This window comes from Caballeronia sp. LZ016 (assembly GCF_031450805.1).
Lineage (GTDB): Bacteria > Pseudomonadota > Gammaproteobacteria > Burkholderiales > Burkholderiaceae > Caballeronia.
Genome location: NZ_JARTVY010000001.1, coordinates 1829327 through 1844309 on the forward strand (window position 1 = coordinate 1829327; position 14983 = coordinate 1844309).

Here is a 14983-nt window from a genome sequence, read left to right on the forward strand (position 1 = left end):
ATTCTGTGTAGCCAACGCCGCTTTGCAGAGGACGCGCATGCCGACTTACCGAGAAGCGTATCGACGGTCGATCGACGAGCCTGAAGCCTTCTGGGCCGACGAGGCCCGCCGCATCCACTGGCAGACGCCGTTCGACAGCGTGCTCGATGCGAGCAATCCGCCGTTCGCGCGATGGTTCATCGGCGGGCGGACGAATCTCTGCCACAACGCGGTCGACCGCCATCTGGCGACGCGCGCGCAACAGGACGCGCTGGTCTATGTATCGACGGAAACGGGCATCGAGCGGCGCTACACGTTCGCCGAACTTCACGCCGAAGTGAACCGCATGGCCGCGGTGATGCGCTCGCTGTCGGTGAAGAAGGGCGACCGCGTGCTCATCTATCTGCCGATGATCCCCGAAGCCGTTTTCGCGATGCTCGCGTGCGCGCGCATCGGCGCGATCCATTCGGTCGTGTTCGGCGGCTTCGCGGCGCCGAACCTGGCGGCGCGCATCGACGATGCAGAGCCCGCGCTCATCGTCACCGCCGACGCGGGCGCGCGCGCGGGCAAGGTCATCGACTACACGCCGCTCGTCGATGAAGCGCTTTCCCGCGCCGAATTCAAGGTGACGCAAGTGCTGCTGATCGACCGCCAGCTTGCGCCCGAGCGATTGCAGGCGAGCTATCTCGTCGCCTACGAGCCGCTGCGCGAGCAGTTCTTCGACGCGCACGTGCCGTGCGAATGGCTCGAATCGAACGAACCGTCGTACGTGCTTTATACGTCCGGCACGACGGGCAGGCCGAAGGGCGTGCAGCGCGATGTCGGCGGTTATGCGGTCGCGCTCGCAGCGTCCATGGAGCACATCTTTCAGGGCGCGGCGGGCGACACGATGTTCACCGCATCCGATATCGGCTGGGTCGTGGGGCATAGCTACATCATCTATGCGCCGCTGATCGCGGGACTGACCACGGTGATGTACGAGGGCACGCCGGTTCGTCCCGATGGCGGCGTCTGGTGGCGGCTCGTCGAGCAATATCGCATCAACCTGATGTTCACCGCGCCGACTGCGCTTCGCGTGCTGAAGAAGCAGGACCCGGCGCTGATGGAGCGATACGATCTGTCGAGCCTGCGCACGCTGTTTCTTGCCGGCGAGCCGCTCGACGAGCCTACCGCGCAGTGGATTCAGAGCGCGTTGAAGAAGCCCGTCATCGACAATTACTGGCAGACCGAGACCGGCTGGCCGATGCTCGCGATTCCGCGCGGCATCGAGGCGTTGCCGTCGAAGCTGGGTTCGCCGGGCGTGCCGTCGATGGGTTTCGCGCTGACGCTGCGCGACGAGCAGACAGGCGACGTCTGCGCGCCGGGCGAGAAGGGCGTCGTGACGCTCGGCTATCCGCTGCCGCCCGGCTGCATGCAGACGGTGTGGGGCGATGACCGGCGTTTCGTCGACACCTACTGGCGCAGCGTGCCGAATCAGATGGTCTATTCGACCTTCGACTGGGGCGTGCGGGACGAGGACGGCTATGTATCGATACTCGGGCGCACCGACGATGTGATCAACGTCGCGGGGCATCGCCTGGGTACGCGCGAGATCGAGGAGGCGCTGTCGGCGCATGCGGCGGTGGCGGAAGTGGCGGTCGTCGGTGTCGCCGACCCGGTGAAGGGCCAGGCCGCGACGGCGTTCGTCGTGCTGCGCGACGCCGATCGCATCAATGCGCCCGGCGCGCGCGAGGGGATGGAAGCGGAGCTGTGCCATGCAGTCGATACGCAACTCGGCGCGATCGCGCGGCCGGCGCGCGTGCATTTCGTATCGATGCTGCCGAAGACGCGCTCGGGCAAACTGCTGCGGCGCGCGATCGCGGCGCTGGCGGAAGGGCGAGATCCGGGCGATCTCCCGACGATCGAGGACGCGGGGGCGTTGGCGCAGGTGAGGTCGGCGCTGGAGGGGAAGTAGTGGCTTCCCGGCATTGATTTGCCGCAAGAAGCGCGCGAATTCCACGCGCTTCGGCGAACCGCACGAAGACGTCGCTCATATGATTCGGAGGCCTTTTCACCGGAGGTCTTCATGTCATACCGCTACAACGACGCAGCCAATCTGGAAGGTGCCGAAATGGCCGGTTCGCAACAGTGCGTCGACCTCGTCGAGCACGATGCACACGCGCCCGCCACCGCGAGCTGGCGCGCAGGCACGAGCGTGCCCGATACCGCGATCATTCTGCCCGGGACGGCCATCGCTACCTTCGTTGGTGGGCGCTATCGAAGCCACGCTCACGGGAACCACGCCGCGCTTTTTTTGCGTCGCGAAGGTGACTGCATATGGGTAATGGACCAGTGGGGAAACGACAGTAACAAGCCGCTGGTATCGGCTCGCAAGCTCTGTCTCAAAGGCACGCTGAGAAGCGGCGGGTACGAGGACCCGAGCAACAATGCCGACGCTTTCTCCATCATCGAATGACGGCGAAGATGAATCGACTGTGCAGAGCCTTTGTCGGCCTTGCGTGTCTGCTCGCGTCTTTTTACGCGATGGCGATGCAAATTGAATGACCTGCGCGCATCGACATGCAGCCCGCAGTCGTCACCGATGCCCCCGATGGCTGGCAGCCCGAGCAGCGACGCACGACGCTGCCGGTTCAGGACATGCTCGTGACCATCGGCCCGCCGGCGACCCGGCGCGACCTGAAGCCGGAGATCAGCAAGAAAAACGGGCGGAAATCGTTCGAATGGAGATTCGTCGCGGCCGAGAACGACGAGGGAATCTGGCTCTCGTGCGGGTATGGGAACACCATCTTGCTTTCCCGAAAGCTGTCGGGGCATGTCTCGCGATGCCGCGCGTCCGAATCGATCGCCGGCGGCGGATACAGGCAACTGATCGCAACCTGCGACTAAGAAAGCAAAACGCCCGGTCACGAACCACGACCGGGCGTTTGCGCATGAGGACGCGTTAGCGCGGCATCAGCGCATCAAGCCTTCGCATCGTTCGTCTTCGGCAGGAACACCGTGAGCACGCCGATCAATGGCAGGAACGCGCAGAGCTTGTACACATGGTCGATGCTCGTCACATCCGCGAGATGCCCGAGCACCGCCGCGCCGACGCCGCCCATCCCGAACGCGAAGCCGAAGAACAGCCCCGCGACCATGCCGACCTTGCCGGGAATCAGTTCTTGCGCATACACCAGAATGGCCGAGAACGCCGATGCCAGCACGAGGCCGATGATCACCGACAACACGCCTGTCCAGAACAGGTTGACGTAGGGCATCAGCAGCGTGAACGGCGCGACGCCGAGAATCGATACCCAGATGACCGCCTTGCGCCCGACCTTGTCGCCCACCGGCCCGCCGATGATCGTGCCCGCCGCGACCGCCGCGAGAAACACGAACAGATGAATCTGCGCGGCCTGCACGGAGACGCCGAACTTGCTGATCAGGTAGAACGTGAAGTAGCTCGTGATGCTTGCGAGATAGAAGTACTTCGAGAACACGAGCAGCACGAGCACGCTCATCGCCATGATGACCTTGTCGCGCGGAAGCGCGGCTTGCGTGCTTTGCGCGCGGCCCTTCTTCGTCGCGGGATGACGCTTGTACCAGCGGCCGATGTTCGCGAGCACGACCATCGCCAGAAGCGCGGCCGCCGAGAACCACGCGATGCTGCGCTGGCCGTGCGGAATGACGATCAGCGCGGCAAGCAGCGGCCCGAGCGACGAGCCTGCGTTGCCGCCCACCTGAAACAGCGACTGCGCGAGACCGTGCTTGCCGCCCGACGCCATGCGCGCCACCCGCGACGATTCCGGATGAAACACCGACGATCCGCAGCCGACGAGCGCCGCCGCGATCAGCAGTGTCCCGAAGCTGCCGGCAACCGACATCAGCAACAGCCCCGACAGCGTGAAGCCCATGCCGACGGGAAGCGAATACGGTTTCGGATGTTTGTCCGTGTATAGCCCGACGAGCGGCTGGAGCAGCGACGCGGTGATCTGATACGTCAGCGTGATCAGCCCGATCTGCCCGAACGTGAGCGCGAATTCGCTCTTGAACATCGGATAGATGGCGAGGATCAGCGACTGGATCATGTCGTTGAGCAGGTGCGAAAAACTGATCGCGCCCAGCACGGAATAAACGGTGCGCTGCACGGCGGGCGCAGCGGCGGCAGTCGTTTCCGATGGCGGAAACGCGCCTTTGTCGATGCTCGTTTGCATGTCGATGGCTAAAAGAAACGGTTGTCTCGGAGTGTTCTTGATTGGGATTCATGCGCGAACCGCATGTCTGGCAAGTTTAGGTTGTCTTGCTTGCGGTGTCCTGCCAAGAATTGTCGCGAATCGGACACGGCTGCTCGATGCAATCGTCAGACGCTTGCGATTTTTGGCCGGTTATAAAAGCGCACGGGCGTCGCATCGGGCGAAGCAAGTGGTCGCGCCGGATGACGTTAAAGAAAACCGGAGCTCTGCCGTAGATGCACACAGAAGCAGAGCATGGAAGCGCGCCGAAGCGCGCACGCTCGACCATAACGATTACGGGGATCATCGATGAAACTGCACACGCTGCGCGCCGACAGGCGCGGCCTATCCGTCAAAGCATCGCTGCGCCTCGCGTTCGGCCTCGTGCTGGCGGGCACGCTCGCCATCGGCGCGATCTCGCTCACGCAGATCAGCCGTCTCAACGGCGCGACGGAATCGATTTATACGCAGGGCTATGTCGCGAGCCGCGCGGCGGAGGAAACGCGCGGGTATCTGTTGCGCGCGAGCCGTTCGCAGAAGATGCTGCTCACCGCGTCGACGGCGAAGGAGCGCGACGAGCTCGGCGATCAGATCGAGCACGCGCTGACGGAAATCGGCAAGGAGCAGGCGCAGTTATCGCAATACGTCGATCACGCCGACACCGACGCGCTCGCGCAGCAGAAGCGCTTTTCCGCGGCGCTCGGAACGTGGAGTGGCAATCTGCGCACCTTCGTCAAGCTAGTGAAGGAGCAGCCGCTCGATCTTTCGCAGATGAACTGGCAGGTCGGCACGCAGGATGTCTCGTTGCTGGTGGAGACCGGCAAGCTGGAAAAAATGGTCGACGAGCTGGTCGAGCGACGCGGCGCTGCCGCGAAGCGCACGATCGATGCGGCCGCGTTTATTTTCCAGTCGTCGTTCGTGATGGTACTGGCGCTGACGGCGGCGCTCTTCGTGCTGGCGATCGTCGTCAGCGAGTGGATGGTGCGGCGCCTGTCGGGGCAACTTGGCGGCGAGCCGGGCTATGCGAAGGAGATTGCGAGCCGCATTGCGTCGGGCGACCTTGCGTATCCGATTGCGCTGAAGCGTCGCGACGATGCGAGCATGCTTTATGCGCTGTCCGAGATGCAGTCGGGCTTGTCCGCGACGGTCGGCGATATTGCGGCGAGCGCGGAGGCGATTGCATCGGCGTCGAGCGAGATATCGACGGGCAACGTCGATCTGTCGCGCCGTACGGAGGAGCAGGCTGTCGCGCTGGAGAAGACTGCGGCGAGCATGGAACAGCTTACGTCGACGGTGCGTCAGAACGCCGACAACGCGATGCAGGCGACGACGCTCGCACACAACGCGTCGGAGATCGCGGAGAAGGGCGGCACGGTGGTAAATCGCGTGGTCGAGACGATGCAGCGCATCGATGCGAGCGCGAAGAGCATTGGCGACATCATTGGCGTGATCGAGGGGATTGCGTTTCAGACGAACATTCTCGCGCTGAACGCGGCGGTGGAGGCGGCGCGTGCGGGCGAGCAGGGGCGCGGGTTCGCGGTTGTGGCGGGCGAGGTGCGCAGTCTTGCGCAGCGTTCGTCGGCGGCGGCGAAGGAGATCAAGACGTTGATCGATACGTCCGTCTCGCGTGTTTCCGATGGTTCGACTTATGCGCAGGAAGCGGGCGCGACGATGGAGGAAGTGGTCAAGGCGGTGCGGCGCGTGACGGACATCATGGGCGAGATATCGGCGGCTTCGGCGGAGCAGAAGACGGGCATCGAGGCTATCGGACACGCGGTATCGCAGATGGATGCGGGGACTCAGCAGAACGCGGCGCTCGTGGAGCAGGCTGCGGCTGCGGCGCAATCGCTCGATGATCAAGCGCGCGCGCTTAAGGCGCTTGTGGGTAAATTTCAGCTTTGCTGAGCTTGTGTTGGTCGTGGTGGTTGTATTTGTCGGTAAACTTGTATTCGTGTCGGTCTATTAGCTCGCCCCTCCCCGGGGCGGGGGTCACTTTCTTGGCTGTCGACCAGAGTTGGCGCTTTAGCGCCTTACTCTGGTCCCATGCAAAGAAAGTAACCAAAGAAAGCAGCCTCTGGGCCCGCAGCACTAACTCATGTGGTCACTCCGTAGAACACCCGTGGCCCTCAGCTTGACACAGCCCTGAATCACGTTCCACGCCCACTGACTACTTACGTCCTCCGAGCCCCTTGGCTCGCTAACACCAACGGGATGCCTAATCAATCGCAAAGTACATCTCTTGCATTTCGCACAATCGATTTCACCATGCTTTGCAGTCCATGGATCGCGGATTTCGTTCGGTTGTTAGGTGAAGCCGAGAATGAAAGTCGCCGGTCGTCGACCCCGGAGAAACGTTAAGATGTTAAATAATGCCGTGTGTCTTTCCCTTCGTGCGTGAGTTCGTTCAACAAACGACATGGTTTTGTATGCTCAGCCCGTGAAGAACGACGGTGTTAACGAGCCAAGGGGCTCGGAGGACGTAAGTAGTCAGTGGGCGTGGAAGGTGATTCAGGGCTCTGTCAAGCTGGGAGCCACCGATGTTCTACGAAGTGGTTACGCGTACTGTGCTTTGGGTCCGAAAAGCTGCTTTCTTTGGTTACTTTCTTTGCAGCAGCAAAGAAAGTTACCCCCGCCCCGGGGAGGGGCGCACTAATAGACCGACACGAATACAGGTTCACCGAACGACCAGGTTCACCGAACGACCAGGTTCACCGAACGACCAAGTACACAGAAAACCCAATCGCACCCCTTGCCAAAATTCCGGAACAAGAACTAAAATCCCGACCGCAATGAGGGCGCGGCAGGAGCGCCCACTCTCGCGAAAGCCATACGCACCTGCCAGGCAGTAAAAAAAAGCATCGTCCACGCGTTCGATCGAACGCGTATCGAACCGCAACGTCGAACCTTATCCAGCCGCAGCGAGAACGGCGCATAGAAAGGGAACAACGTTATGTGGTCCACATCCTGTCCGATCGAATCGTCCGCAAGCAACACCGACTACCTGCGCGAACACGCGCGACGTCTGCTCAGGCAAGCCCGCGACGGCGATGCAAGCGCGGCCTTGCCGATACTGCGCCGCCTGGCGGCAACATCGAGAGCCCCCGGCAGTCCGAGCCTGACAACCCTCCACGCCTCGCGCAGCGAATTACAGCTGAAGCACATGCTATCGATGCTGGCCATCGAACTGGGCTATCCAACCTGGGACGCATGCAAAGCCGACATCGACACACGCGAACCCGCCTGCATCGATCGATACCGCCTCGACGCCGGCGCGTTCAACGACTTCGAAAAGAACTGGTTCGCGAGCGAGCCCGAGGCACTCGACTGGCAGCGCAGCCACGGCGGCTACATCGTGCGATACGCCGGGCAGGCCGTAGCCATCCTGAAACGCTGAAAAACGCTGAATAAACGCTGAGAGGACGCGAACTGCAAAAGAAACCGAGCATTCAGATCAGCTCGACTTCCTTCCAGTTCGCGCTAGAAAAAAAACGGCTCAACTCCCGCGTGAGTTCGTTGAGCGCAGCCATCTCTTGCGGCGAAATCTTGTGCACATGCTGACCGATCGTCCAGTCGCCATAAACGAGCGCAACGGTCGTATCGTTCGATTTCACCGGCAGCAGCACGAACGCCTGCGCTTCGCCGAGCGTCTCCTTGTACCAGCGGGGCAGCCGCGCGTCGATACGCGCATCGTGAGCATTCTCGATGAAAATCCCCACCGGATTCGTAATCGCAAGATGGAACACGTCCGGCCGGAACTCGGCGGCAAATCGCAGCGCCGGCAGCATCGGCTCGATACCGGAACCCAGCCCGAGCCGCGCCTGAAACTCGTTGTTGGCCTGCCGCACGAACACCACCGTGCGCGACAACCCGAGCCCCGCGAGCACCGCTTCCGATGCGAGCGCGAGCACCGGCCCCAACGCGTTCTTCGACGGCAGCGAGCGCAAGTCCTCGAGGCTCGCGCCGATGCGCGCCTCCGCCGACACGCCCGCCCGCGCGATCGCATCCGCGTTCGCCTGCAACTCGACGATCTCGCGCATCACGCCGTCGCCGCTCTCCTCGTTGGCGAGCGCGAGGCTCATCGCCGCGAGCGTTTCCGCATCGGTGTTGAGCGCGCCGCAATAACGTTCGGCGAGATCGACCAGCATCGATTCGCGTCCGTCCGCGGCCACGTTCTGCGCGGTGAGCGCATCGGCGACTTCCGTCGAATAGTTGGTGACGGCCTGCAGCCAGCGCACATGCCTCGGCACGGTTTCATCAGGAGGCGCGCTGGGATCGCTCACGCGCATGCCCGCGCGAATCGTCTCCGGAAGACGCCAGCGGTCCGCCGCCTCGATGCCGATTTCCTCGAACGTCACGCCCAACAGTTCGGCGCACGCGTGACTGTCGCTGATGCGCTCGGCAGCGGCCTTGCGCCGCAGCTGATCCCACTCATGCTCGAGATAGAACGCGACGAGCAGCTTGCCGATCTGCCGCATCAGCGTGCAGACGACGGCTTCCTCCGCCGAGCGCAAATCGATGCGTTCCGTGACCTGCCGCGCCACCGTGCCCGACAGCAGCGTGCGGTTCAGTTCCAGCTTGGCGTCGATACGGCGCGGCGCGCTGTGATGAAAGTGATCGACGAGCTTGAGGCCCACGACCAGATGCCCGACCGCGTCCATGCCGAGCACCATCAGCGCGCGCGTGACCGTCGTGATGTTGCCGCCGAAAGCCATGTACATGGCGGAATTGGCGAGACGCAGCACCTTCTGCGTGAGCCCGAAATCCGACAGCACGACTTGCACGAGCGCCGTGAAGTCGAGGTCGTCGTCGCTCATCGCGGACACGGTCGTGCGCAGCGCCTGAGAGAGCATCGGGAAATCCCCGCGCTCGCTCATGCGCCCCCACAACTTGTCCAGTAGTTCGGCCTTGGTGCGTGCCATGCGTAATAAAACCTATCGTTCTCGCAACGGCTAATCCGAAGCGGCTGAAGCGCATCCGTCCGTTCGGTCTTGCCCGAAGAGACGGAAGGCGTCGATAAATCGAGGCGCGATCGTCGATTAGAACACGAACATGCGTACTCTCATAATGTCTCGTGCAACAGCAGCGAGTGCGACTGGAACGAGCGCGCCAGTTCCTCGGACGGCAGCGCGTGACTGATCAGCCAGCCCTGTATGTGATCGCAGCCGAGATCCGCGAGCAGATCGCGCTGCGCTTCCGTCTCGACGCCCTCCGCGACGAGCTCGAGCCCGAGCGACTGCGCGAGCCCCACGACCGCGCTCACGATCGCGCGGTTGTTGCGCGACGTAATCAGGTTCTCGACAAAGCTGCGGTCGATCTTGAGCTTCGACAACGGGAAGCGCTGCAGATACGCGAGGCTCGAATAGCCGGTGCCGAAGTCATCGACGGCGAAGCGAATGCCGAGCGAGCGCAGTGTTTCGAGCAGGCGCGTCGCTTCCTCCGGGTCCTGCATCAAGAGGCTTTCGGTAATCTCGAAGACGATTCTTTCCGCGTCGATGCCCGTCAGCGCGATCGCTTCCTTCACCGCCGCGATGAAACGCTTGTCGCGGAACTGCTGCGGCGACACGTTCACCGATACGTAATCCAGCCGGATGCCGATGGCGTCCCACTGCACGAGCTGCATGCAAGCGGCTTTCAGCACCCAGTTGCCGAGATAGTTGATGAGACCGATCGACTCCGCGAGCGGAATGAAGAGCGACGGCGGCACGAGCCCGTGCACCGGATGATTCCATCGCATCAGCGCTTCCACGCCGACGACCGCGCCCGTGCGGATCTTCGTGATCGGCTGAAAAAAGAGCGAGAACTCGCCGTTGCGCACGGCTTCGTAGAGATCGGCTTCGAGCTTCAGGCGCTCGGCGTCGGCGGGGTTGTCGTCGAAGGTATGGAAGACGAGCGTGTTGCCTCCGGCCGCCTTTGCCTGCGCGAGCGCGAGATCGGCCATGCGCAGCAGGCTCGCCTGCACGCCGGGCTTGCCTTGCTTGCCTGCTGCGTTCTTTGCCGCCGCCAGATCGGGATACAGGGCGACGCCCACGCTCGCCGACAAATGCGTGTGCTGCCCGCGATACCGGTACGGCTGCGCGATCGCGGTCAGGAGACGCCGGCCGAGGCTTTCGGCGGCCTCGGCAGTCGCGCCGGCGGGCAGCAGCACGGCGAACTCGTCGCCGGCCATGCGCGCCACGCGCTCGCCGTGCGTGGCCGTATGCTGGATGCGCCGCGCGGTCTCGCGCAGCATGTCGTCGCCGGCGTCGTAGCCTAGCGCCCGGTTGATGCGCTGATAATCGTCGATATCGAGCAGCACGAGCGCCGCCTGCGTGCGTGTCTGCTCCGCTTCGGCCTGCGCCGCGCCGATCGCGCCTTCGAGCGCCGTCGCGTTTTCCAGACCGGTCAGCGGATCGTGATGCAGCGCATGCACGAGCGACAGTTCCCGCTCCCGCCAGCGCGATACGTCGAAGGCGGCGAGCGCGAAGCCCGGCGTGCCGAGCGCATCGGTCGACATCAGACGCAGCTCGACGCAGATCGGATAAGTGAGCGACTTCACAAGATTCAGTGTCGCCGATTCGAGCTTGCCGCTCATGCGCGCGCGGGCGATCAGCGCGTTCAGTTCATCCGCTTCCTCCGACGGCACGAGATCGTGCAGCGTCAGCATGTTCAGGTAGTCGCGGTGATAGCCGATGAAATCGATGCTCGCATCCGACACGTACTGAAAACGCAAGGCGTCGTCGAGTTGCGCGAGGAAATCGACGGGAGCGAGCGTCGGTTCGAACTCCGGCGCGCGGGCAGGGCGCACGGTCGCGGGCGCGGGTGCGTCGTCGACGGGGCGCGCGCGCTCGTCAGTCTCGTGGTGCGCTTGCGCTGCGCCGCCCCATGCGCGGCGCAGCGCATCGAGCGCGATGCGCCAGGGTGCGCGGCGGGAGTCGTTGATCCGGTTCGCTTGCATGGTCTGTTAGGGTTCTCGCGGCGGCGCACGCCGTCAGCGGTCGACGCAACCCACGCATCGGACGCTCGCGGCGGCGCGGTTGCCGCATCGAGCGGCTACCGTGCTGGCCGTGCCGGCACGGCGCGGCACGCTCTATCAGGCGAGTTATCGGCGGCGCGCGCCATTTCTTTAATGCCCATGCACGGCGAGCGAATCCAGGCTCCGGCTCGCGTTTTCGTTTACAGTGGCGCGTTCTGGCGATCGACCGCTTGCCCCGCGCCGTGCTGCGCCGTGCCGCGTGGTTCGATCGAATCCGAGAACTTGCTCGACACGTTCCGCCTCATGCTCGATGCCACTCCATTGCAGGCCGACGCACGCCGGCCCGCGTGCCCGCCTCCTGTCCGTCGACTCTTCGCGCAAACCTTTGCGCTCGCGCGGGGCGCAGCCCTGGGTTGCGCCGTCGCCCGCCCGTTTTCGTCATGACCCATTTCCCGTCGACGCGTGCGCCGCGCGTTTATGTCGGACGCCAGCCGATTCTCGATGGCGCCGGCGCGCTCGCCGCTTACGAACTGCTCTTTCGCGATAGCCCCGACAATCGCGCGCGCGTGCACGACGACGTCCAGGCGACCGCTCACGTCGTCGCGCGCACGGTCGGGGAGATGGGCGTATCGGCGGTGCTCGGCCTGCATGCGGGCTACGTCAACATGAGTCGCGAGCTGCTGTTTGACGACATCGTGCATCTGATGCATCCCGAGCGGTTCGTGCTGGAACTGCTCGAGAGCATCGTGTTCGACGACGCCCTCTTCAAGCGATGCGCGCAGTTGCGCCGCGAAGGCTTTCGCTTCGCACTCGACGATGTCGCGCGCATCGACGACACGCTGCTCGCCGCGCTGTCATCGGTCGATATCGTCAAGGTCGATCTGCTCGCGGCGGAGCGCAGCCACCTCGCCGAACTCGCGTCGCTCGCGAAGCGGCACGGCAAGCTGCTCGTCGCGGAGAAAGTGGAGACGCACGAGGCTTTCCTGGAAGCGCGCGATCTCGGTTTCGATCTCTTCCAGGGCTATTTCTTCGCGCGCCCGCAAGTGCTGTCGGCGCGTCGCGCGAGTCCCGCGCGCGGCACGCTGCTGCGGCTGCTCGCAGTGCTCGGGGCCGAGCCTGGCTTGCGAGAACTCGAAGCCGAACTCAAGCGCAATCCGGACATCGTGCTGCAATTGATGCGCCTCGCCAATTCGAGCGCACATGCGCGCGGGCGGCGCGTGTCGTCGCTGCGCGAGGCGGTGGCCGCGGCCGGCACGCGCCAGTTGATGCGCTGGACGCAACTGCTGCTCTATGCCGACGGCAGCGGCCTGCCGTGGCGTTCCGATCCGCTGCTGCAACTCGTCGGCGCGCGGGCGCGGTTCATGGAGCTCGCGGCGCATGCGCTGCGTCCATCGGATGAAGCCTTCTCCGACGCGGCGTTCATGGCGGGCGTGTTCTCGCTGGTGCATGTCGTGCTCGACATGCAGCCGGCGCAAATTGTCGATAAGCTGCATCTGGCGGCCGATATCAGCTCGGCGATCCTCGCCGGCGAGGGCGTGCTCGGCGCGCTGCTCGGCATCGCGCAGGCGGCCGAACGGGGCGATGCCCGCGCCATCGATACCTGCCGGCTCGCGGAACCCGCGCTCGACGCGCTGACGCCCGCGCTGCTCGCCCGGTTGCAGGTGGAGGCGGCGGCGTGGTTCGCGGGGCAGCCGCTCGACTGAAGCGCGGTTCGATCAACGTCAGGATGGGAGAGGGCACATGAGGAACGGATTGGGGAGACTGGCCGTGGCGATCGCGTGTGCCGCGGCGCTTTGTCCGCTCACGGCGGGCGCGACGCTCAAGCCGGGCGATGCCGCGCCGGACTTCGTCGCGAAAGCGTCGCTGGGTGGCAACGTCTACGATTACTCGCTCGCCGATGCGCTGAAGCAAGGCCCCGTCGTGCTGTACTTCTATCCGGCGGCGTTCACGAAGGGCTGCACGATCGAGGCGCATCAGTTCGCCGAGGCGGTCGATCAGTACAAGGCCGAAGGCGCGACGGTGATCGGCGTATCACACGACGATATCGACACGCTCAAGCGCTTCTCCGTGAGCGAATGCCGCAGCAAATTCCCGGTCGCCGCCGACGACGGATCGAAGATCATCCGCTCCTACGACGCCGCCATGCCGATGAAAAGCTCGATGGCCAATCGCGTGTCGTATGTGATCGCGCCCGACGGCAAGGTCATCTACGAATACACGAGCCTGTCGCCGGATCAGCATGTCGCGAATACACTGCAGGCGCTGCGCGACTGGAACGCGAAGCACAAAGCGCAGTGACGGCGCCAGTTCACGCGTTGAGACCCAGACAAGCGCCATGCCGATCGTTCTAGCGCTCGTCGCGCTCGCCGCGCTGATCTACGGCGCGGTGTGGTCCTTCAATGCGATTGATGCCCGCTTCGGGCTGTCGGTCGCAATCGGCGTCGCGCTGGTGGCCGCGGCGGCGATCGCGGCGGCCATTGCGTACTGGCTCGCGCGGCGTCGCGAGATCGCGCCGAATCTGCCGCGCATCAAGGGCGATGACGGCGCCGGCTGGACGCACGAACTCGCGCGCGAGTGGGGCGGCGTGCGGCTCGCGGCGGGCAAGCGGCTGCTCGACGTGCGCGTCGGCGAGAAGCGCGGCCACTATATCTTCGCGGACCTGCGTGGCGCGAGGATCGACGAAAGCGAGGGCTGGCAGGTGTTGCTCGATGTCGTCGATCCCGCGCACGGCCAGTGGCGTCTGCCGATGCGCAACCGCGCGGAGGCGCGCCAGTGGGCGCGCATCCTGTCGCTCGCGGTTCAGCAAAAGCTCTGAGCGGAACGCCGCGTCATTCGACGTGGTAGCCGATATCGCCGCGCACTTTCCCGCGGAATACCCAGTACGACCATGTCACGTAGACCATCAGCACGGGCAGCAGGAACATCGTGCCGATGAGAAAGAACGTATGCGAAATCGGCGACGCCGATGCGTCCCACAAAGTCACCGATGGCGGCGCGATGAACGGCCACAGGCTGATGACGAGGCCGGTGAACGCGAGAAAGAAGAGGCCCATCGAGCAGACGAAGGGCAGCGCTTCGCGGCCTTTGCCGAGGCTCGACCACAGTGTCCAGGCGAGCAGCGCGGTCAGCACCGGCACCGGCGCGAATGCGAGGCTGCCCGGAAAGCCGAACCAGCGCGCCGCGATGCGCGCATCTTCGAGCGGCGTCCAGACGCTGATGAGCAGGATGAACGCAATCACGCCGATCAGCGCGACGCGCGCCATCCTGCGGCCCCAGTCCTGCAAATCGCCTTCCGTTTTCAGGACGAGCCACGTCGCGCCCTGGAGCGAATAGCCGAAGATCAGCCCGACGCCGACGAGCAGCGGAAACGGCGCGACCCAGTCCCAGCTCGTGCCGGCGAACTGCCGTCCGTGGATCGGAAAGCCCTGGATGAACATGCCGAGGACGATGCCTTGCGCGAACGTCGCGACGAGCGAGCCGTAAGCGAACGCGCGATCCCACAGCCACTTGCGCGCGCCCGTCACTTCGCGGAATTCGAACGCGACGCCGCGAAAGATCAGGCCGAGCAGCATGAAGAGAATCGGGAAGTAGACCGCCGGGACGATGATCGCGAACGCGAGCGGGAACACGGCGAACAGGCCGCCGCCGCCGAGCACGAGCCACGTCTCGTTGAAGTCCCATACGGGCGCCACCGAGTTGAGCATGAGGTTGCGTTCCTCCGGATCGCGGCGCAGCAGAAAGAGCATGCCGACACCGAGATCGAAGCCGTCGAGCAGCACGTACATGAAGACGGCCAGCGCCAGAATGGCGGCCCACAGCGGCACGAGATCGAGCATTGCGG

General features: G+C 64.2%; 12 protein-coding genes. 8 read left to right on the forward strand and 4 right to left on the reverse strand.

Going from position 1 to position 14983, the window contains the following annotated elements; all coding sequences use genetic code 11:
• The first annotated feature begins 37 nt into the window (after positions 1–37).
• The 3 genes from P9220_RS08695 (at position 38) to P9220_RS08705 (ending at position 2865) form a co-directional block, all read left to right on the forward strand.
• The gene (locus P9220_RS08695) at positions 38–1933 is read left to right on the forward strand and encodes a propionate--CoA ligase (protein ID WP_309764484.1); all 1896 of its coding nucleotides are present in this window, start codon (positions 38–40) and stop codon (positions 1931–1933) included.
• Positions 1934–2044: 111 nt separating this feature from the next.
• A complete protein-coding gene (locus tag P9220_RS08700; protein ID WP_309764485.1) occupies positions 2045–2434 on the forward strand; it encodes a BPSL0067 family protein in 390 nt (129 codons plus the stop codon).
• 98 nt (positions 2435–2532) lie between these two features.
• On the forward strand, positions 2533–2865 hold the full coding sequence (locus tag P9220_RS08705; RefSeq protein ID WP_309765430.1) for an STY0301 family protein: 333 nt from the start codon (positions 2533–2535) through the stop codon (positions 2863–2865).
• Positions 2866–2939: 74 nt separating this feature from the next.
• On the opposite strand, the gene P9220_RS08710 is transcribed toward P9220_RS08705, so the two are convergent.
• Positions 2940–4172 carry an MFS transporter gene (locus tag P9220_RS08710; protein WP_309764486.1) on the reverse strand — a complete coding sequence of 411 codons (1233 nt, stop codon included), beginning with the start codon at positions 4170–4172 and terminating at the stop codon, positions 2940–2942.
• A gap of 327 nt (positions 4173–4499) precedes the next feature.
• On the opposite strand from P9220_RS08710, the gene P9220_RS08715 reads away from it, so the two are divergent.
• Entirely contained in the window at positions 4500–6095 is a 1596-nt protein-coding gene (locus tag P9220_RS08715) for a methyl-accepting chemotaxis protein (RefSeq protein WP_309764487.1), read from the forward strand.
• 1264 nt (positions 6096–7359) lie between these two features.
• Positions 7360–7584, forward strand: a complete 225-nt coding sequence (locus P9220_RS08720; RefSeq protein ID WP_309764488.1) for a hypothetical protein — start codon at positions 7360–7362, stop codon at positions 7582–7584.
• Positions 7585–7636: 52 nt separating this feature from the next.
• Here P9220_RS08720 and P9220_RS08725 read toward each other — a convergent pair whose 3' ends face one another.
• Both P9220_RS08725 and P9220_RS08730 read right to left on the reverse strand, forming a co-directional pair.
• Positions 7637–9109 (reverse strand): HDOD domain-containing protein, encoded by a 1473-nt coding sequence (locus tag P9220_RS08725; RefSeq protein ID WP_309764489.1) that lies wholly within the window; start codon positions 9107–9109, stop codon positions 7637–7639.
• Positions 9110–9249: 140 nt separating this feature from the next.
• Positions 9250–11124 carry a GGDEF domain-containing protein gene (locus P9220_RS08730; RefSeq protein ID WP_309764490.1) on the reverse strand — a complete coding sequence of 625 codons (1875 nt, stop codon included), beginning with the start codon at positions 11122–11124 and terminating at the stop codon, positions 9250–9252.
• A 458-nt stretch (positions 11125–11582) separates the two neighbouring features.
• Here P9220_RS08730 and P9220_RS08735 point away from each other — a divergent pair, with 458 nt between their 5' ends.
• The 3 genes from P9220_RS08735 to P9220_RS08745 are packed head-to-tail and all read left to right on the forward strand — an operon-like array spanning position 11583 to position 13957.
• Positions 11583–12845 carry an EAL domain-containing protein gene (locus P9220_RS08735; protein WP_309764491.1) on the forward strand — a complete coding sequence of 421 codons (1263 nt, stop codon included), beginning with the start codon at positions 11583–11585 and terminating at the stop codon, positions 12843–12845.
• 37 nt (positions 12846–12882) lie between these two features.
• Complete coding sequence (locus tag P9220_RS08740) at positions 12883–13440, forward strand: peroxiredoxin (protein ID WP_309764492.1); 558 nt, start codon at positions 12883–12885, stop codon at positions 13438–13440.
• A 37-nt stretch (positions 13441–13477) separates the two neighbouring features.
• Entirely contained in the window at positions 13478–13957 is a 480-nt protein-coding gene (locus tag P9220_RS08745) for a hypothetical protein (protein ID WP_309764493.1), read from the forward strand.
• 13 nt (positions 13958–13970) lie between these two features.
• Here P9220_RS08745 and cydB read toward each other — a convergent pair whose 3' ends face one another.
• Positions 13971–14978 carry a cytochrome d ubiquinol oxidase subunit II gene (gene cydB, locus P9220_RS08750; RefSeq protein WP_309764494.1) on the reverse strand — a complete coding sequence of 336 codons (1008 nt, stop codon included), beginning with the start codon at positions 14976–14978 and terminating at the stop codon, positions 13971–13973.
• Between the last annotated feature and the right edge of the window lie 5 nt (positions 14979–14983).